Consider the following 18,072-nt stretch of genomic DNA (forward strand, 5'->3'; position numbering starts at 1 on the left):
ACCGTACCGGCGGGGGCCCACAGCCCCCGGGACCCGGGCGGTCGGGCGCGGACCGGGTCAGACCGCCCCGACGACCTCGATCGGGCCCGTCGACGCGCCGCTGCGCTCCACGGAGATACGGCCGCCCATGCCGATCATGTCGAGCAGCTCGACGATGCTGGTCGACGGGTCGCGGAGCACCACGTCGCGGCCGTCCTCCTCGCCGAGCATGTAGAGCTGGATGATGAACGCGATGCCCGACGAGTCGATGAAGGTCACGTCGGCGACGTCGACCACGACGCGCCCGCGCGTGTCCAGCACGTACGACATCGCCTCGCTCGCGCGGTCGCGCAGCGCCGCGTCGATCTCTCCCCACATCGTCACGACCACGCCGCCGTCAGCCGGGGCGTAGACGATCCCGCTCGTCCGGTCGATCGCGCTGCCTGTGTCCACGGTTCCCGCTCACCGTCTCTCTCGAGTCGTCCTGCGTGCTGTCGGCCGCCCCTCCGGACAACGTCCGGTGACGACGGCCTGTTCCCCGCGCGCCCCCGCGAGGCTCCGTCCGGTCGCGTGCGCCGCCGTCTGGCGACGGACCGCGCCGGGCGACCGTGACCGGAGCAGAACGAGTCTGCACCCGACGCGCTGCGCGCACCAGCCCTCGCGGGGGTGGTCCTCGACCTTTCTCCGAACCCACACAACCGCCGCGCCGCGGCCGGTCGCACGCGCTACAGCGGCTCCGTGACGTCCGCGACCTGCGCGCCCAGCGCGCCGACGAGCGCCCGCCCGTCCACCGTCGCCGCGACGCCGTGCGCGCCCCCGCCGATCGAGACGAGCCGCGCCGCGGCGTCGGGCTGCGTGCCCTCGCCCCCCGCGACGTCGACGTCGTCGCCCTCCCCCGGCCCGGCCACGACCCGGACGTCCGCGACCACGGGCCAGGCGTGCGTCGAGCCGAACGGGGTGATCGTGCCGCGCTCGTAGCCCGTGACGTCGCGCGCGACCTCCTTGTCCGGCATCGACAGGCGCGAGACGCCGAGGAGCGCGCGCAGCTTGGGCCACGAGATCTGGCGGTCGCCGGGGACGAGGACGAACAGGTAGTCGTCCTCCGCGCGCCGTACGACGATCGTCTTGAGGACGCGCGACGGGTCCACGCCACGGGCCGCGGCGGCCTCCTCGAGCGACCCCACCCGGCCGTGCCGCGTGACGGTGTAGTCGATGCCCGACGCCTCCAGCGCCGCCAGGGCGCGCTCGCTGCTCATGGCACCGACCCTAGCCGCCTCGTCCGTCGCCCATCCCGGCGCACGCCCCGGCGCCGGGCGTCATACGTCGTCGAACTCCGTCACGACCGTGCGCCAGTACTCCGCGCCGTCGCGCGTGCGGTGCACGAGGCCGGCGTCGACCATCGCGCGGCGCAGCGACACCGGGTCCGCCGCGCGGGCCGCGAGCCGCTTGGTCAGCGTGAGCTCGGTGACGGGCTCCTCCAGCGGCAGCACCTGTGCCGCCAGGAACCGCACCACGAGCTCGCGGTCCCGCTGCCGCTTGGGCGAGCGCAGCAGGCGGCCGTCGACGAGGAACCGCTCGGGACCCGTCGGCCGGGGCGTGGGCACCGTCGCGAGCAGCGCCGCGAACCGCTCCGGCGCGGCGCGCAGGAACCCGGTCTCGTCCCGCACGACGACCCCTGCCGCGAGGAGCGGCGCGAGCCGCCGCCGCTCGTCGGTCGACAGCACCGCCTCGGCGGGGCCCTCCGTCACGACGCGCGCGAGCACCTCCAGCCGCCCCGCGTCCGCGAGCGACGCGACGACCTGCTTCCACGCGTTGTCCGGCGCCACGGCACCGGTCTGCTCGACGTCCACCCACCGACCCTAAGCACCCTCCGGCGCCCGGGCCAGCGACTTGTCAGCGCCCCACCGGTCGCGAGAGGCGTGCGGCGCTGACCGGCGCAGGGCTCACGCCAGGTGCACGACGTCGCCCGTCCAGCGCTGCCGCAGCCACCGGTCGTGCGACGCGACGACGACGGCGCCCGGCCACTCCTCGACGGCCTCCACGAGCTCCCCCGCGAGCGTGAGCGACACGTGGTTCGTCGGCTCGTCGAGGAGCAGCACGTCCGGCGCCTGCGTGACGAGCATCGCGAGCACGACGCGCCGCCGCTGGCCCACCGACAGCTCCGCGAGCGGACGCCCGAGGTCGCGTGGCGCGAGCAGCCCGTGCGCGTCCACGGCGGCCTCGCGCGCGCCCGCCCGGTCGGCCGGGTCCCAGCCCTGCGCGAGGGCGAGGAGCTCGCGCGGGGTGCGGTCGTCGTCGTGCAGGTGGACGTCCTGCTCCAGCAGGCCGACGCGCACCCCGCGCGCCCGCCCGACCGTGCCCGCGTCAGGCACGAGGTCGCCCGCGAGGACGTGCAGCAACGTCGACTTCCCCGCGCCGTTGGCGCCCGTGACGAGCAGCCGCGTGCCGCGCGCGACCTCGATCGAGGGCACGCCCGACGCGGTCATGTCGAGCCGGTCGGAGCGCTCGCCGGGCGCCCCCGTGCCCGCCGGCCGGTGCACGACGACGCCCCGCGCCCACGCGACGACGTCGCCGCCGCCGGGGGTCGCCGCGCCGCCGCCGTCCGGCGGCGCGAACCGCAACGGCGCCGGGGGCTTGCGCACCTGGTCGCGCTCCAGGGCGTCGAGGCGCTGCTGCGCGTTGCGCACGCGCCGCGACACCTGGCTCTGGACGCGCTCCCCCTTGAAGTCGTAGAGGATCTTCGCCTGGTTGCCGCGCTCGCGGTTCTTCGAGACGTCGCGCGCGGTGACCGCGACGGACCGGCGCAGCTCGACGAGCTCCGCCTGCTCGGCCTCGAACCGCTGCTCCCAGCGCGCGCGCTCGACGCGCTTGGCCTCCAGGTAGTCGCTGTACGTGCCGCCGTAGAGCGTGGCCGCGCCGCCGCCGGGGCGCGGGCTCCCGTTCGCGGCTCCGCGCAGCGGCTCGGCCACCGGGTCGAGGTCGAGGATCTCCGTGCACACCTCGTCGAGGAAGACCCGGTCGTGGCTCGCGAGCACGACGGCACCCGGGAGCGCGCGCAGCGCCGCCGCGAGGAACTCGGTGGCGTCGTCGTCGAGGTGGTTCGTCGGCTCGTCGAGCAGCAGCGCGCCCGGCTGACGGACCAGCAGGGCGGCGAGCCCGAGGCGCGTCCGCTGCCCGCCCGAGAGCGAGCCGATGGCGCGGCCGGCGACGCCGTCGACGTCGAGCCCCAGGCCGGCGAGCGTGCGGGCGGCCCGGGCGTCGGCGTCCCACACGTCCGCGAGCTCGGCCCGGTCGAGGGCGCGCGCGTACGCCGCGTCGGCACCCGCGACGGGCCCCGCTCCGTCGGGACCCGTGAGAGCGAGCGCCGCCTCCTCGAGCTCGCGCTCGATCGCGCGGACGCGCGCCAGCGCGTCGTCGACGACCGCACGCACGGTCGTCGACGGCGGGTACGGGAACTCCTGGTGCAGGAACCCGAGGTCGTCGGGCCGGGTCACCGCCCCGTCGTCGGGCGCGAGCGTGCCCGCGAGCACGCGCAGCAGGGTGGACTTGCCGACGCCGTTCTCGCCGACGAGACCCGTGCGGTGGCCGGGGTCGACGGCGAGGTCGACGCCGCGCAGGACGGGACGTCCTGCGAACGACACGCGGACGTCGGACGCACGCAGGACGGGGGTGGAACGGGCCATGGGTGATCACCTACCAGGGTGCCCGGGCGGCACGCGCACGCGCCGGGACGGCGCGGGGCCACGACGACGGGCTCGACGGGACGGAGCGGGGGCCACGACGACGGGCTCGACGGGACGGAGCGGTCGGGGCAGGTGAGGATCACATCGTCGCCGAGGCTACGCGGTCGCCGCGCACGGCGCACGGGAATTACCGGACGGTGCGCAGCGCGGGCGGGGCGAACCCGCCGCCCTCCTGGACCCGACGGGTCACGCGTCAGGGTGCGGTCGTCTCCGTGGCGCCTGCCGTGGGCTCGTCGGCCGGCGCCGACGTCGGCGCGGCGGTCGGCTCCTCCGTGGGATCCGGCGTCGGCTCGGGATCCACCGGGGGCTCCGGGTCGGCGGGCCCGGTCGAGACGACGATCGTCACCGTGCTCCCCGGCGCGACCTGGGCACCGGAGCCCGGGTCGACCGCGATCACGGTGCCCGCCGCGGCGGCGTCCTCCCGGGTCGTCACGCTGGCCTTGAGCCCCACCTTCTCGAGCGCTGCCACGACGTCGGCCTGCGTCCGTCCGACGAGCGCGGTCGGCACGGTGACCTTCGCGGGCTCCGGATCGGGCGGCGTCGTCGGGTCGGGCGGCGTCGTGGGTGTGGTCGGGTTCGTCGGCGTCGGCGTCGGCGTCGTCGGAGGCGTCGGCTTCGGCGCGGGCGGCGGGGTCGGGGTCGACGGCTTCTGCGGGGTCGACGGCGTGGTGCCCTCGGAGGGCGAGTAGCGCGTCGGCATCTTGCCCGCGGCGAAGAACTCGAAGTGCCACGGCTCGGGCTTGGACCCGTTCGGCCGAGCCCAGGCGGGGTTGTCCCAGCCGTAGTCGGGGCCGTGCATGCGCAGCCAGACGTACTCGCGCGACGTGCCCGACGGGACGTTGCCGCCGATGTCGATCGCCAGGCCCCAGCCGTGCTGGGACGTCCCGGGGACCGCGGCGAGGTAGGGCTTGATGGCCTTCAGCCGCACCTGCTCGTCGTAGGGGCGGTACGCGTCGGTGATCTTCAGCGCGTACCCGAACTCCTTCTGGAACTCCGCCGCGAGGGCCTCGAGCTGCACCGCGGCGTCGCAGCGCAGCGTCTTGCCGGGCGCGAAGTCGAGGGCGCACAGCGCCTCGGGCGGGATCCGCCCGTTCTGGTACTGCGCCGTCGAGCCGGCGTACCGAGCGACGACCTCCGCGAGCCGCTCCGCGAGCGTCGTGCCCGCGAGCGCCGTCGCACCGGCTGCCGGCACGACGCCGACGGGAGAGAAGTCGGTGCCGAGCAGGTCCGCGAGGTGCGTCGCCGAGACGACGACGTCCTCGAGCGTCACGTCGCCGTGGGCGTGGTCGTCGTCCTCGGCGTGCTCGCCGTCACCGCTGTCAGACGACGGGTCGGCGGGGTCGCCCGAGGTGCCGTCGAGCTCTCCCGGGGCGACGCCGTCGGGAGCCGGCACGGCGTCCTCGGGGAGCGTCCGGTCCCCGGGCGACGTCGCGCCGCCGGTGGAGCCCGGCCCCGTCGGCGCGTCGCCCGACGGCGACGGGCTCGGCGACCCGCTCGGGCTCGGCGACGCGCTCGGGTCGGGGCTGCTCGTCGGGGTCGGGGACGAGGCGGTGCGGGTGGCGGAGGTGCGCACCACGTCCGCGTCGCCCGCGGCGTCGACCGACGCCGGCTTCTGCGCGGGGCGCCCAGGGGGCGAGCCGGGGACCGCGGCGTCGTCGGGGCCCGCGCCCGGGTCGAGCGGCTCCGGGAGGTCGGGGACCTCCGCGTCGTCGAGCGACTCGTCGAGGTCCAGACCGCCGTCCGGGACCACCTGGACCGGCACGCGGCGCGCGGCGTCCTGCTGGGCGAGGTACGTGGCGAGGAGCATGCCGAGCTCCGCGCGCGCCTGCTCCACGGGCGCGGTGACCTCCCCGTCCGAGAGCGCGTTCGCCGTGGCGAGGACCTCGATCGCGCCGTCGAGCTGCTGGTCCTCGTCGAGGCCGGCCCCGAGGGTGCTCGACAGCGCCGAGACCTGCGTCGCGGTCGTGGCCTCCGCGGTGAAGAACGAGGCGCCCGGTCGGGGCTCGACGCTCCCGGCGAGCGCGGCGGCGAGCGTGATCGCGAGCGCGGAGGAGATGAGGACGTGGGAGACGGTGCGGGCTCGCCGCACGAAGGTGGGCGTCGGGGCGGGTGCGGGCGCAGCAGGCTCAGTGGCCTCGGGGACGTCGTCCGTCGCGCCCTCGTGCTCCGCCGTGGTGCTCACCGCTCACTCCCGTGCTTCGTGCCCTGCCACGGACCTGCGTCCCGCACGCCGGTTCAGCGCGTCGTCGCGCCCGACGTCACGGCTGCGCGCGCCCACCGGTCGGTGTGCCGCACGCCACAGTGCCCTCGTCCGCCTACCGTACACCGCCTCCACGAGGCTCTCACCCCTGTCTCATGTTCGCGGGGGAGAATGCCGACATGAGTTCACCGACGCGTCACCGCAGGTCAACGTCACGCTCGTGCGCGCTCGGCGCGGCCGTCGTGGCGGCCCTCGCGCTCGCCGGGTGCGCGGAGGACGGCTCGGTGAGCGTCCCGGAGTTCACCCTCACCGGGGACCAGGTGCAGCAGTTCCTCGACGACGCCCGCTCGCAGGCGGAGACGATCGGCCACGACGTCCGGTCGCTCGCCGACGACCTCGGCTCGCTCTCCGGCGAGACCCGCACGCGCGCCGAGGACGCGGTCGCGGCGGCGCAGGAGGCCGCGGACGAGGCCCGTGCCGCGGCGGACGAGGTGTCGACGGCCACGGAGGACACGCGCGCCGAGGCCGAGCAGCGTCTCGCGGACGCCGAGACCGCGCTCGAGGACGCGTCCACCGAGCTCGACGCCGTCGCGGACTCCCTCTCCGGCGCCGACGCCGCCGTGCGCGACGCGATCGAGAGCCTGCGCACGCGCGTCGACGAGCTGCGCGCCGACCTCGACGGGTCCACGGGCTCCTGAGGGAACGTCGCGCCGGCGAGATCCCGGCACCCCGGGGACCTAGGTCCCCGGGGGCGGCGACCTTTGCCTGACGTCCACCCTTCCTTCACAGGGGTTTGCTTGGTCTCAGGAGCCCGACCGCACCGGCCGGGTCGATGAGAGGGGACAGTGATGAAGGGGACGATCGAGCGGAACGCCAACGCGCCGCTCCCCACGGTCGAAGGCAGCGAGCCGGAGACCCTCAGCCTCGCGGAGCGCGCTCCGCGACACACCCAGGTCGTCCTCGGCGTCCTGCGGATCGTGATCGGCTTCTACTTCCTCTGGGCGTTCCTGGACAAGACGTTCGGGCTCGGGTTCGCGACCCCCGCCGAGCGGTCGTGGATCAACGGGAACAGCCCGACGACCGGCTTCCTGTCGAACCTCGAGGGCACGTTCTCGGGCTTCTTCAGCGGCCTCGCGGGGAACGCGTTCATCGACGTGCTCTTCATGGTCGGCCTGCTCGGCATCGGGCTCGCCCTGATCCTGGGCATCGGGATGCGGATCGCCGCGGTGAGCGGCACGCTCCTGCTCCTGCTCATGTACCTGGCCGAGCTCCCGCTCGTGACCAACCCGATCATCGACGACCACATCACGATGTCGCTGACGATCATCGCGCTCACCCTCCTCGGGGCGGGCAGCGTGCTCGGGCTCGGCAGGACGTGGAAGAAGATCCCGTTCGTCCAGCGCAACACCTGGCTGGTCTGACGGTTCGACCGCCCGCCGTGTGCGGCGGGCCACGGGGCGACCGATACCGCGCGACGATTCTGAGGCCGTCGCTGCAGGGAGTCGCTCCCGGGGGAAGAGGGACGTGCGGGCGGTGGGGAGACCACCCGCACGTCCCGCCCCTCGCGCCCGGCAGGGCGACCGACGCTCGACGGAGCGGGTCGCCCGCCGGGCGCCTCTCTGTCCGTACCTGCGCGGCCCGTCCCCGTGCGTCAGCCGAAGCGCGCGAGCAGCTCCGCCGCCTGGGGGTCGCCCTGGGCGGCGGCCTCGCTCCACAGGGTCATCGCCTCGGCGACCCTGCCGGCCCGCAGCCGCAGGACCCCGAGGCTCGTGCGCGCGGTCGGCTCGCCCGCGAGCGCCGCCTGCTCCAGCAGGACCTCCGCGTCGAGCGCCCGGCCCGCGCGGACGTAGAGGTCCGCGAGCGCCGCCGCCACGCGGGCCTCGCCCGCCGCGGCCCAACCCTCCAGGAGGGCGACGGCGTCGTCGCCCGTGAGCGCGCCGCTGCGCGTCAGCTCGACGGCGGCCTCCCAGCTCTCGCCCGACGTCGCGACGAGGAGGTCGGCGGCGGCGTCCTGCTCCCCCAGCTCGGCGAGCACCTCCGCGAGCCGCACGGAGGCGCCCTCGACCTCCTGCGCCTGCTCGTACCACCGCCGGGCGGCGTGCAGGTCCCCCCGCTCGGTCGCGACCTGCGCGGCCATGAACGCACCGAGCACGTCGCCCGCGAGCCCCGCGAGCTCGAAGCAGCGGAACGCCTCGGCGGCGTCGCCGGCCTCGTGGTGCGCGACGGCCAGGCGGTAGACCGCCCCGGGGACGCCGTGCTCGACGGCCGACTCGTAGAACGGCACGGCCGCGGCGGGACTGCCGAGGGCGCGCAGGTCGTCGGCGATCGCGACGAGCTCGGCGGGGTCGTCGGGGTGCAGGTGCCCGACGGCGGCCCGCAGGTCGGCGAGCGCGGTCGCCGTGGCGGGGGTCGCGCTCTGGTCGGTGGTCGGCATGCGGCACCGCGTCCCTTCGGCCCCCTGCGTCGACGGCCTCGGTCGGCTCGCGCCGGGCAGGCCGCGGTGGGCGACCGGCAGGACGGCGACGGACGTCCCGAGATGTGGACGCACGATAGCGCGGGGGTGTCGCCCACGTCACACCTCGACGTCGGGCGGGGTGCTGCCCGGGGCCTCCCGTCTGGGAGACTGGCTCGGGTGAGCGGAACGACGGACCTGCCGGCCACCGCCGGGCAACGTGTGCTGGACGCGGTCGTGGCCGTGACGAGCGACCTCGACCTCCCGCAGGTGCTGCGGCGCATCGTCGAGGCGGCCATGGAGCTGACCGGCGCCCGGTACGGGGCCCTGGGCGTGCTCGACGCCTCGGGCCGCGAGCGCCTCGCGCAGTTCATCCCGCTGGGCCTCTCGGACGACGAGGTCGCCGCGATCGACCACTGGCCGCACGGCGAGGGGCTGCTCGGCGAGCTCATCGACCACCCGGAGCCCATCCGCGTCCCGGAGATCGCCGACGACGTCCGCTCGGCGGGCTTCCCCGAGGGACACCCGCCGATGCACACGTTCCTCGGCGTCCCGGTCCGGGTGCGCGAGACGGTGTTCGGCAACCTCTACCTCACGGACAAGCGGGCGCCAGGAGCGGACGGCCAGGAGCTCACGGAGGAGTTCACGGCGGACGACGAGGCGGCGGTGATCGCGCTCGCCGCCGCGGCGGGCGTCGCGATCGAGAACGCGCGTCTCTACGGGCGGGCCAAGCAGGTGGGCGTGCTGGAGGACCGCGACCGCATCGCGCGCGACCTGCACGACGTCGTGATCCAGCGCCTGTTCGCGTCCGCGATGACCCTCATGAGCGTGCAGCCGCTCGTGGCCGACCCGAACGCGCGGACGCGGATCGAGGAGACCGTCTCCGACCTCGACGAGACGATCCGGCAGATCCGTTCGACCATCTTCGCCCTGCACACCGCGACCGACCCGGACGCGCCGTCGATCGAGGACAGGTTCCGCGCGCAGGCGGAGGCCGCGACGACGGTGCTCGGCTTCGCGCCGGAGGTCAGCGTGGAGGTCGCGGCCGAGGGGTCCGGCGCGGGCGTGACCGACGGCGGTCCGAGCCTGCCCGCCGAGGTCGCCGACCAGCTCGTCGTCGTGCTCGGCGAGTCCCTGACCAACGTGGCCCGGCACGCGCAGGCGCGTCACGTCGTCGTGCACCTGTCCGTGACCGCGCACGAGGCGCGCCTGGCCGTCACGGACGACGGCGTGGGCATCCAGCCCGGCGGGCGTCGCTCGGGTCTGCGCAACATGCAGGCGCGCGCTGCGGCTCTGGGCGGGTCGAGCACCGCGACCGCCCTGCCCGACGGCGGGACGCGGCTCGAGTGGTGGGTGCCGCTCGCCTGACGCGGCCCCGGGCGCCTCGGTCCGGGTCGGCCGAGAATCGGCCGAGGATCGGCAGAGGGTCAGCGCAGTATCCGCCGCCCGGTGACGATGCGCGGGACGACCTTGATGACGCGGTCGCGCACGCCCGGCACGAACGTCACGAGCGGGAGGGCGAGCAGCCGCGCCCGCTCCACCGGCTCGGTGACCTCGAACGTGCGGCCGACGAGCACGACGGACCAGCCGGAGCGGGCCTCCGCGTCGAACTGGTCCACCTCGAACGCGACGACCGCGCGGCTCGCGGCGACCGCGAGCTTGGAGCCCTCGGCGGTGCGGAACACGACGTCCGGCCCGTCGAGGACGAAGTTCACCGGCTGGATCGCCGGCAGCGCGTGGTCGGTGTAGACGATCCTGCCCACGGGGACGGTCGCGAGGAGCGCGTAGCTCTCCTCCGGCGTGAGCTCCGCGAGCCCTGCCGAGGCGCGCGGGCGCTCGGCCGTCGCGAGCCCCCCGCTCCCCACCGGTGCCCCTGTCCCGGTCCGCTCGACTGTGTCCATCTCCACATCGTCGCGCCGCGGTGTCAGATCCGGGAGTGCCGAAGGTCCCGACGCCGCGCGGTCGCCCGGACCCTCGCCGCCGGCCCCCGGACCGTCCGGCGGCGAGCCCTCGGGCCCCGCGGGGCGCGCCCCCGCGCCGCCCTCAGGGACGGAAGGGCTGGCCACCGTGCCGCCGGTCCCCTGCCGGCGCGCCCGCGCCCGGGGTGCCCTGGCGCGACGCCTCCTCCTGGCGCATCTCGGTCGCGAGCACCGCGACCTGGGTGCGCCGCTGCAGGCCGAGCGTCGCGAGGACGTGCGAGACGTAGTTCTTGACCGTCTTCTCCGCGAGGTAGAGGCGCTTGCCGATCTCGCGGTTCGTCAGCCCCTCGCCGATGAGCGCGACGATCTGGCGCTCCTGCTGGGACAGCCCTTCGAGGCGGTCGGGGGTCTCGTCCGCGGCGTGGCGCAGGCGCTCGAGCACGCGCGCCGTGCTGGCCGGGTCGAGCAGCGACCCGCCCGCCGCGACGGTGCGGACCGCGCCGACGAGGTCGGAGCCGTGGATCTGCTTGAGCACGTACCCCGACGCCCCGGCGAGCACGGCCTGGAACAGCGCCTCGTCGTCGGCGAACGACGTGAGCATGAGGCAGCCGACCTCGGGCAGCTCGGAGCGCACCTCGCGGCACACCTCGACGCCGGAGCCGTCGGGCAGGCGCACGTCGAGGATCGCGACGTCGGGCCGGGTCGCCTTGATGCGCGCGAGCGCGGAGGCGGCGGTGCCGGCCTCGCCGACGACGGTGATGTCGCCGGCCGCCTCGAGCAGCGCGGCGACGCCGCGCCGGACCACCTCGTGGTCGTCGAGCAGGAACACACGGATCGGGTGGGGAGAGCCCATGCCCTCAACGTAGCCCGTCGGGGGCGGATTCTCGCGCGCGCGAGGGGGTGACGCCGCAGGTGCGGGACCTTCGTCCCACCACCTCGAGCCGTGGGTCCTCGCGCGCGAGGGCGGTCGCAGGGTGCGCACGCCCGGGCTCGGGGGGTATCCAGGAGGTGTGCAGGCGGCGGGCACGACCCGCCGCGAAGGGGACGAGGGACCGAGGTGGGAACCGTGAGCGGATCGACGCAGCAGGTCGTGCTGGTCGGGGTGGACGGCAGCGCGACGAGCGGCAAGGCGCTGGACTGGGCCGTGCGCGAGGCGGCCCGCCGCGGCGCGCAGCTGCGCGTGCTGCACGTCGCCTACGTGCCGGTGGTCGCGACGCCGTTCGTCGGGGGCGCGTACTACCCGAGCGTCGAGGAGCTCGGCGAGATCGCCGGGCCCATCCTGTCGGCCGCCGCGGAGCGCGCCGCGCACGTCGACCCCACGGTCCCCGTCCGCACCACGCTGCGCTCCGGCCCGCCCGCGGAGGCGCTCCTGGACGAGGCCAAGGACGCCGACCTCGTCGTCGTGGGGTCGCGCGGCCTCGGCTCGGTCGGCTCCATGTTCTTCGGGTCCGTCGGGACGCGGCTCGCCGCACGCTCGCCCGTGCCCGTCGTCGTCGTGCCGCCCGTCGTGGAGCGGAGCGAGCGGACGACGGACGTCGTGGTCGGCGTCGACGGGTCCGTGCACGGCGACGCCGCGCTGCGGTTCGCGCTCGACGAGGCCGCCCGCACCCGGTCGCGCGTCGTCGCGGTGTGCGCGTGGCGGCTGCCCGTGGGGCCGCTGTGGGAGGAGAACCCGTCGTTCTACACGTCGGCCGAGCGCGACGCGCGCGCCGAGGCGTCGCGCACCGTCGAGGCCGCGCTCGCGCGCGTGCGGACCGCCGACCACGACGACGTCCTCGTCGAGACGTTCGTCGTGGACCGCGAGCCGTCCGTCGCGATCCGGGAGGCCGCGGCGGGGGCCGCGCTGACCGTCGTCGGCTCGCGCGGCCGCGGCGACCTGCGCGGCATGGTCCTCGGCTCCGTGAGCCAGCAGGTGCTGCACCACGCGACGCACCCGGTCGCGGTCGTGCACGCGAGCAAGGGCTGACCCGCCGTCAGGCCCAGGGGTCGGTGATCTCGCGCAGGCGCGCGAGCTGGCGCCGCAGCGACGCCATGCCGCGCACCCCGAGGTGCGCGGTCCACTCCGCCTCGACGCGGGCCAGCTCCGCCGCGGCGACGCGCGAGGCCGCCTCCCCGCGCGGCGCGACGCGCACGAGGCGCGCCCGACCGTCGGCGGGGTCGGGGACCCGCTCCACGTAGCCGGCGGCCTCGAGCTGGTCGACGAGGAACCCCGCCGTCTGCTTGGTGATCTCGGCCGCCTCCGCGAGCTCGGTGAGGCGCGTGCCGTCCGGCCCGATCCGCTGGAACACCCGGAGCTGCGCAGGCGTCGCGTCGTCGAAGCCCGCCTCGCGGACCGCGGTGTACACCCGGAGCTCGAGCGCGCGGTACGGGATGAACAGGAGCAGCCCGGTGTTGAGCTCGTCCTGCTCGCTCACGGTGCCTCCGTCGGGTTGTCGGGGGGGTTGACCATCGTCAGTGCGACTGACTAAAGTAGTCAGATCATCGTATCAGTTCTGGAGGCGCTCCGATGAGTGCACCTGACTACTGGATGACGGAGGACGGCGTGTGGGCGGCCGTCACGGCCGCGCGGACCACCTTCGTGGAGCTCGTCGGCGGGCTCGGTCCTGCCGACTGGGAGCGCCCCAGCCTGTGCGCGGGGTGGCGCGTGCACGACGTCGCCGCGCACCTCACCCTCGCCCCCACCTCCTCGCGCGCGGCGCTCGCCCGCGGTCTCGCCCGGGCGCTCCTCCGGGGCCGCACGAGCTTCGACGGGATGATGGACCTCCTCACGCGCGAGGCAGGGACGCGCCCGCGCGAGGAGATCCTCGACGCCCTGCGTGCGGCCGTCGGGTCGCGCCGCCTCGCGCCGGGGACGAACCCGCACGTCGCGCTCGTCGACGCCCTCGTCCACACCCAGGACGTCGCCGTCGCGCTCGGCATCGAGGTCCCCGCCCCGCCCGTCGCCGCCCGCGAGGCAGCCGAGCGCGTGTGGGCCGTCTCGTTCCCCTTCCACGCCCGACGACGGCTCGCCGGGTTCCGCCTCGTCGCCGCCGACGTGCCCTGGCAGCGCGGCGAGGGCCAGCAGGTGACCGGGTCCATGACGGCCCTGCTCCTGCTGCTCACCGGGCGACCCGCGGCCCTCGCCCACCTGGACGGTGACGGGGCACGCCGCCTCGCCCGCTCGTTCGGGTCGCACGACCGGGAGGAGCTCCCATGAGCACGCTCGCCCAGGTCCTCGCCGTCGCCGCCGGCGTGCTGCACGTCGGCGTCGGGGTCGTCGAGGCCTTCTTCTTCCACCGCCCCTGGGCCCAGCAGTTCCTGCTGCGCACCCGGTCCTCGCCGCGCGAGGTCACCCTGTGGGCGTTCAACGTCGCGTTCTACAACATGTTCCTCGGCGCCGGCACGGTGCTCGGCGTCGTGCTCGCGGCGAACGGTCTCGTGGACGAGGGCCGGACCCTCGTCCTGTACACCGCGGGCTTCATGACGCTCGGCGGGGTCGTGCTGTGGATCTCCGACCACCGCCTGTGGACCGGGACCCTGGGGCAGTCCGGGCTGGGGCTCGCGACGCTCCTCGCGACCCTCTCGTCCTGACGGACCCTCGGCCGGCGACGCGCGTTGCTACGGTCGAGGCGTGAGCAGCGCCGCGCAGCCCTTGTCCCACGACCCGTCCTGGCCCCGGGCGGGCGGCTGGCCGCCGCTCGGCCAGGACGACGTCGACGTCGCGATCCTCGGCGTCCCGGCCTGGCGCACGTCGCTCTCCCCCACCGGCGCGCACGCGACGCCCGCCGCCGTCCGCGACGCGCTGCGCCGCTTCAGCCCCGCCCTCGTCGCCGACCGCCCCCTGCCCGACGGCGGGCCCTCCGCCCGCGTGCGGCCCGCCGTCGCGAGCGCGTCGGACGCGACGAGGTCCTCCGGGACCGGGCGGGGAGCGACGTCGGGCCGCGCCGTGCCCGTCGACCTCGCGGACTTCGCCTTCGCGGACCTCGGCGACGTCGACGAGCCGGACGGCGCGGACGGCGAGGCGCGGACGCGCGCGACGGTCGGCGCCGCCCTGGAGCGCGCGCGCCTGCTCGTCGCGCTCGGCGGCGACAACTCCGTGACCGTCGCGACGGCGCTCGGCGCCTGGGGCGACGACCTCGCCACCGCGGGCCTCGTGACGCTCGACGCCCACCACGACCTGCGCGACGGCGTGTCGAACGGGTCGCCCGTGCGGCGGCTGGTCGAGGCCGGCCTCGACCCGCGCCGGGTCGTGCAGGTCGGGATCGCCGACTTCGCCAACTCGGCCGAGTACGCGCGCCGCGCGGCCGACCTCGGGATCACGGTCGTGCACGTCGACGAGCTGCGCCGCCGCGGCCCCGAGGACGTCATGCGTGCGGCCATGGAGGTCGCCGGCGCCGCGGGCGGGCCGGTGCACCTCGACGTCGACGTCGACGTGTGCGACCGCGCCGTCGCGCCCGGCTGCCCCGCGAGCGTCCCGGGCGGCATCGCGGCGTGGGAGCTGCGCGCCCTCGTCCGCGCCGCGGCGGTCGACGAGCGTCTCCGCTCCGCCGACGTCGTCGAGGTCGACGCCACCGCCGACTCCGCCGACGGCCGCACCGTCCGCCTCGCCGCCCTCTGCGTCCTCGAGCTCGCCGCAGGCCTCGCCCGACGCGAGGTAGAGCGTCCGGTCGCGACGTAGAACGCGGCGAGCTCTATCTCGTGACCGGAGGCTCTATCTCGGCGGGAGGCGGACGCCGTTCTGCCAGACCGCGGCGACCAGCGGGACGCCGGGGCGGTAGGCGAGGTGGGTGCGGCTCGGGGCGTCGAGCAGCACGACGTCGGCCCGGGCGCCGGGGGCGAGGTGCCCGACGTCGTCCCGTCGCAGCGCGAGCGCGCCTCCCGCGGTCGCGGACCAGACGGCCTCGGCGACGGTCATGCGCATCTCGCGGACCGCGAGCGCGACGCACAGCGGCATGGACGACGTGTAGCTCGACCCGGGGTTGCAGTCGCTCGCGAGCGCGACGACGGCGCCCGCGTCGAGGAGGCGTCGCGCGTCGGGGTAGGGCTGGCGCGTCGAGAACTCCACGCCGGGGAGCAGGGTCGCCACGGTCCCGGCGACCGCTCCCGACGGCCCGCCCGCCCGCGTCCCGCCGCTGGTCCACGAGCCCGCGAGCGCCGCGACGTCGTCGTCGGTGAGGTAGGTGCAGTGGTCCACCGCGGCGGCGCCGAGCGCGACGGCGAGGCGGACCCCCTCCCCCGGCCCGAGCTGGCTCGCGTGCACGCGCACGCCGAGGCCCGCCGCGGCCCCGGCCTCCAGAACGCGGCGCGACTGCTCGGCCGTGAACGCGCCGGTCTCGCAGAACACGTCGACCCACCGCGCGTGCGGGGCGCACGCGGCGAGCATGTCGCCGCACACGAGGTCGACGTACGCGTCGGCCCGACCCGCGTACTCGGGCGGCACGACGTGCGCCCCGAGGAACGTGACCTCCGGCGTGACCTCGCGCGCGAGCCGCACGGACCGCTCCTCGTCGGCGACCGTGAGGCCGTAGCCGCTCTTCACCTCGACCGTGGTCGTACCCTGCCGGGCCGCCTCGTCGAGGTGCCGCGCGAGGCCTGCCCGCAGGTCGTCGTCGGACGCGGCGCGCGTCGCCGCGACGGTGGAGCGGATGCCGCCCGCCTCGTACGGGCGCCCGGCCATGCGCGCCTCGAACTCGGCGGCGCGGTCGCCCGCGAACACGAGGTGCGTGTGCGAGTCGACGAACCCCGGGAGCACGGCACGCCCGCCCGCGTCGACGGTGACGTCGGGCTCGCGGCCGCCCAGCGCGCGCCCGACGGCGTCCCGCGCCTCGCGGGCGGGACCTGCCCAGGCGACCCGGCCGCCGTCGAGCAGCACGACGGCGTCCGCCACCACCCCGGTCGGGTCGCCCGCGCGCGTCCCCGACCCGCCGGGCGCGTTGGTCGTCAGCTCCCCGATCCCGACGAGGAGCGTCGACCCGCCCGCCGAGGCGGGGCCGACGGTCCACCCCGACGACGCCGAACCCGGGGTCTCTCCCCAGGATCGGCCGTCCGTGAGGAACGATCCCGGGTTCGGCACCGTGGGGTGACCCATCAGGACTCCCGCGTCGGGATGCGGAGGCCGTTCCGCTCGGCCGTGGCCACCGCGTCGTCGTAGCCCGCGTCGACGTGGCGCAGCACGCCGAGGCCCGGGTCGTTGGACAGCACGCGTGCGAGCTTGGCCGCGGCGAGCGGCGTGCCGTCGGCGACGGACACCTGGCCGGCGTGGATCGAGCGACCCATCCCGACACCGCCGCCGTGGTGGATCGACACCCACGTCGCGCCCGACGACGCGGCCGTGAGCGCGTTGAGCAGCGGCCAGTCGGCGATCGCGTCGGAGCCGTCGGCCATGGCCTCGGTCTCGCGGTACGGCGACGCGACGGACCCGGCGTCGAGGTGGTCGCGGCCGATGACGACGGGCGCGCGCACCGCGCCCGACGCGACGAGGTCGTTGAACGCCAGCCCCGCGCGGTCGCGCTCGCCGTGCCCCAGCCAGCAGATGCGCGCGGGCAGGCCCTGGAACGCGACCCGCTCCTGGGCGGCGCGGATCCAGCGGTGGAGGTGGTCGTCGTCGAACAGGTCGAGCACGGCGGCGTCGGTCGCGGCGATGTCGCGCGGGTCGCCCGAGAGCGCGGCCCACCGGAACGGGCCCTTGCCCTGCGCGAACAGCGGCCGGATGTACGCCGGCACGAACCCCGGGAAGGCGAACGCCCGGTCGTACCCGCCGCGACGCGCCTCGTCGCGGATCGAGTTGCCGTAGTCGAACACCTCGGCGCCCGCGTCGAGAAAGCCGACCATCCCCTCGACGTGCCGCGCCATGGACTCGCGCGCGCGGTCCGTGAACTCGTCGGGCTTGGCCGCCGCGTAGTCCGCCCACTCCTCGACCGGCACCCCGAGCGGGAGGTACGAGAGCGGGTCGTGCGCCGACGTCTGGTCCGTGACGACGTCGACCTCGACCCCGCGCCGCAGCAGCTCCGGCACGACCGTCGCGCTGTTCCCCTCGACCCCGACCGACAGCGCCCGACGCTCGCGCCGCGCGTCCTCGACGAGCCGGACCGCGGCGTCGAGGTCGTCGGCGACCACGTCGAGGTACCGCTCGCGCACGCGCCGGTCGAGGCGCGACCGGTCGACGTCGACCACGAGGCACGCGCCGCCGTTGAGCGTCACCGCGAGCGGCTGCGCGCCGCCCATGCCGCCGCACCCGCCGGTGAGCGTGAGCGTCCCGGCGAGGGTCCCTCCGAACCGCTTCGCGGCGACCGCGGCGAGCGTCTCGTACGTGCCCTGGAGGATGCCCTGCGCGCCGATGTAGATCCACGACCCCGCGGTCATCTGCCCGTACATCGTCAGGCCCATCGCCTCGAGCCGCCGGAACTCGGGCCACGTCGCCCAGTCCCCCACGAGGTTGCTGTTCGCGAGCAGCACGCGCGGCGCCCACTCGTGCGTCCGCAGCACCCCGACCGGCTTGCCCGACTGCACGAGGAGCGTCTCGTCGTCCGCGAGCGTCGTGAGCGTGCGGACGATCGCGTGGTAGCTCGGCCAGTCGCGCGCCGCGCGGCCGGTGCCGCCGTAGACGACGAGGTCGTCGGGCCGCTCCCCGACCTCGGGGTCGAGGTTGTTCATGAGCATCCGCAGCGGCGCCTCGGTCTGCCACGACCGCGCGGTGAGGGTCGTGCCGCGCGGGGCGCGGACGGGGACGGGGGTGCCGAGTCGGTGGGTCGGCTCGTGGGTCATGTCGTCTCGCTCCTTCGGGGTCGGGCGGGCGGGAGG

18 protein-coding genes are annotated in these 18,072 nt (G+C 76.0%); 7 read left to right on the top strand and 11 right to left on the bottom strand.

Features of this window, described 5'->3' with window-relative positions:
* Window positions 1–57: 57 nt before the first annotated feature.
* The 5 genes from ABRQ22_RS11120 to ABRQ22_RS11140 all read right to left on the bottom strand — a co-directional run bounded on the left by ABRQ22_RS11120 (window position 58) and on the right by ABRQ22_RS11140 (window position 5,904).
* Entirely contained in the window at window positions 58–432 is a 375-nt protein-coding gene (locus ABRQ22_RS11120; protein WP_353706771.1) for an STAS domain-containing protein, read from the bottom strand.
* Between the two features lie 272 nt (window positions 433–704).
* Window positions 705–1,235, bottom strand: a complete 531-nt coding sequence (locus tag ABRQ22_RS11125; RefSeq protein WP_353706772.1) for a YbaK/EbsC family protein — start codon at window positions 1,233–1,235, stop codon at window positions 705–707.
* A 60-nt stretch (window positions 1,236–1,295) separates the two neighbouring features.
* Window positions 1,296–1,829, bottom strand: coding sequence for a DUF2087 domain-containing protein (locus ABRQ22_RS11130; protein WP_353706773.1), 534 nt, complete (start codon window positions 1,827–1,829; stop codon window positions 1,296–1,298).
* A gap of 93 nt (window positions 1,830–1,922) precedes the next feature.
* The gene (locus ABRQ22_RS11135) at window positions 1,923–3,662 is read right to left on the bottom strand and encodes an ABC-F family ATP-binding cassette domain-containing protein (RefSeq protein WP_353706774.1); all 1,740 of its coding nucleotides are present in this window, start codon (window positions 3,660–3,662) and stop codon (window positions 1,923–1,925) included.
* Between the two features lie 253 nt (window positions 3,663–3,915).
* A complete protein-coding gene (locus tag ABRQ22_RS11140; RefSeq protein ID WP_353706775.1) occupies window positions 3,916–5,904 on the bottom strand; it encodes a D-alanyl-D-alanine carboxypeptidase family protein in 1,989 nt (662 codons plus the stop codon).
* Between the two features lie 197 nt (window positions 5,905–6,101).
* Here ABRQ22_RS11140 and ABRQ22_RS11145 point away from each other — a divergent pair, with 197 nt between their 5' ends.
* Complete coding sequence (locus tag ABRQ22_RS11145; protein ID WP_353706776.1) at window positions 6,102–6,620, top strand: hypothetical protein; 519 nt, start codon at window positions 6,102–6,104, stop codon at window positions 6,618–6,620.
* Window positions 6,621–6,770: 150 nt separating this feature from the next.
* Window positions 6,771–7,343 (top strand): hypothetical protein, encoded by a 573-nt coding sequence (locus ABRQ22_RS11150; RefSeq protein WP_253054651.1) that lies wholly within the window; start codon window positions 6,771–6,773, stop codon window positions 7,341–7,343.
* A gap of 230 nt (window positions 7,344–7,573) precedes the next feature.
* Here ABRQ22_RS11150 and ABRQ22_RS11155 read toward each other — a convergent pair whose 3' ends face one another.
* Window positions 7,574–8,356 (bottom strand): hypothetical protein, encoded by a 783-nt coding sequence (locus ABRQ22_RS11155; protein WP_353706777.1) that lies wholly within the window; start codon window positions 8,354–8,356, stop codon window positions 7,574–7,576.
* A gap of 198 nt (window positions 8,357–8,554) precedes the next feature.
* Between ABRQ22_RS11155 and ABRQ22_RS11160 the strand changes: the two genes are divergently transcribed.
* Window positions 8,555–9,742, top strand: a complete 1,188-nt coding sequence (locus ABRQ22_RS11160) for a GAF domain-containing protein (protein WP_353706778.1) — start codon at window positions 8,555–8,557, stop codon at window positions 9,740–9,742.
* Window positions 9,743–9,801: 59 nt separating this feature from the next.
* Here the strand turns inward: ABRQ22_RS11160 and ABRQ22_RS11165 are convergent, their stop codons facing one another.
* On the bottom strand, window positions 9,802–10,275 hold the full coding sequence (locus tag ABRQ22_RS11165) for a pyridoxamine 5'-phosphate oxidase family protein (RefSeq protein ID WP_253054657.1): 474 nt from the start codon (window positions 10,273–10,275) through the stop codon (window positions 9,802–9,804).
* Window positions 10,276–10,417: 142 nt separating this feature from the next.
* Window positions 10,418–11,146, bottom strand: a complete 729-nt coding sequence (locus tag ABRQ22_RS11170; protein WP_353706779.1) for a response regulator transcription factor — start codon at window positions 11,144–11,146, stop codon at window positions 10,418–10,420.
* A gap of 213 nt (window positions 11,147–11,359) precedes the next feature.
* Between ABRQ22_RS11170 and ABRQ22_RS11175 the strand changes: the two genes are divergently transcribed.
* Window positions 11,360–12,259, top strand: coding sequence for a universal stress protein (locus tag ABRQ22_RS11175; protein ID WP_253054661.1), 900 nt, complete (start codon window positions 11,360–11,362; stop codon window positions 12,257–12,259).
* A 7-nt stretch (window positions 12,260–12,266) separates the two neighbouring features.
* Here ABRQ22_RS11175 and ABRQ22_RS11180 read toward each other — a convergent pair whose 3' ends face one another.
* Window positions 12,267–12,707: a MarR family transcriptional regulator gene (locus tag ABRQ22_RS11180; protein WP_353706780.1), complete on the bottom strand. Its 441-nt coding sequence runs from the start codon at window positions 12,705–12,707 to the stop codon at window positions 12,267–12,269.
* A 92-nt stretch (window positions 12,708–12,799) separates the two neighbouring features.
* On the opposite strand from ABRQ22_RS11180, the gene ABRQ22_RS11185 reads away from it, so the two are divergent.
* Genes ABRQ22_RS11185 through ABRQ22_RS11195 form a run of 3 tightly spaced genes read left to right on the top strand, consistent with a single transcriptional unit; the run spans window position 12,800 to window position 14,950 of the window.
* The gene (locus tag ABRQ22_RS11185; protein ID WP_253054668.1) at window positions 12,800–13,489 is read left to right on the top strand and encodes a maleylpyruvate isomerase family mycothiol-dependent enzyme; all 690 of its coding nucleotides are present in this window, start codon (window positions 12,800–12,802) and stop codon (window positions 13,487–13,489) included.
* Window positions 13,486–13,863, top strand: a complete 378-nt coding sequence (locus ABRQ22_RS11190) for a DUF1304 family protein (RefSeq protein WP_353706781.1) — start codon at window positions 13,486–13,488, stop codon at window positions 13,861–13,863. The genes ABRQ22_RS11185 and ABRQ22_RS11190 overlap by 4 nt, the downstream gene beginning before the upstream one ends.
* 40 nt (window positions 13,864–13,903) lie before the next feature.
* The gene (locus ABRQ22_RS11195; protein ID WP_253054670.1) at window positions 13,904–14,950 is read left to right on the top strand and encodes an arginase family protein; all 1,047 of its coding nucleotides are present in this window, start codon (window positions 13,904–13,906) and stop codon (window positions 14,948–14,950) included.
* Window positions 14,951–14,983: 33 nt separating this feature from the next.
* On the opposite strand, the gene hutI is transcribed toward ABRQ22_RS11195, so the two are convergent.
* Together hutI and hutU are read right to left on the bottom strand one after the other, a co-directional pair.
* Complete coding sequence (hutI, locus tag ABRQ22_RS11200; RefSeq protein ID WP_353706782.1) at window positions 14,984–16,360, bottom strand: imidazolonepropionase; 1,377 nt, start codon at window positions 16,358–16,360, stop codon at window positions 14,984–14,986.
* The gene (gene hutU, locus ABRQ22_RS11205) at window positions 16,360–18,036 is read right to left on the bottom strand and encodes a urocanate hydratase (RefSeq protein WP_353706783.1); all 1,677 of its coding nucleotides are present in this window, start codon (window positions 18,034–18,036) and stop codon (window positions 16,360–16,362) included. The genes hutI and hutU overlap by 1 nt, the downstream gene beginning before the upstream one ends.
* Between the last annotated feature and the right edge of the window lie 36 nt (window positions 18,037–18,072).

Origin of the sequence: Cellulosimicrobium sp. ES-005 (assembly GCF_040448685.1) — a bacterium.
GTDB classification, from domain to species: domain Bacteria; phylum Actinomycetota; class Actinomycetes; order Actinomycetales; family Cellulomonadaceae; genus Cellulosimicrobium; species Cellulosimicrobium cellulans_G.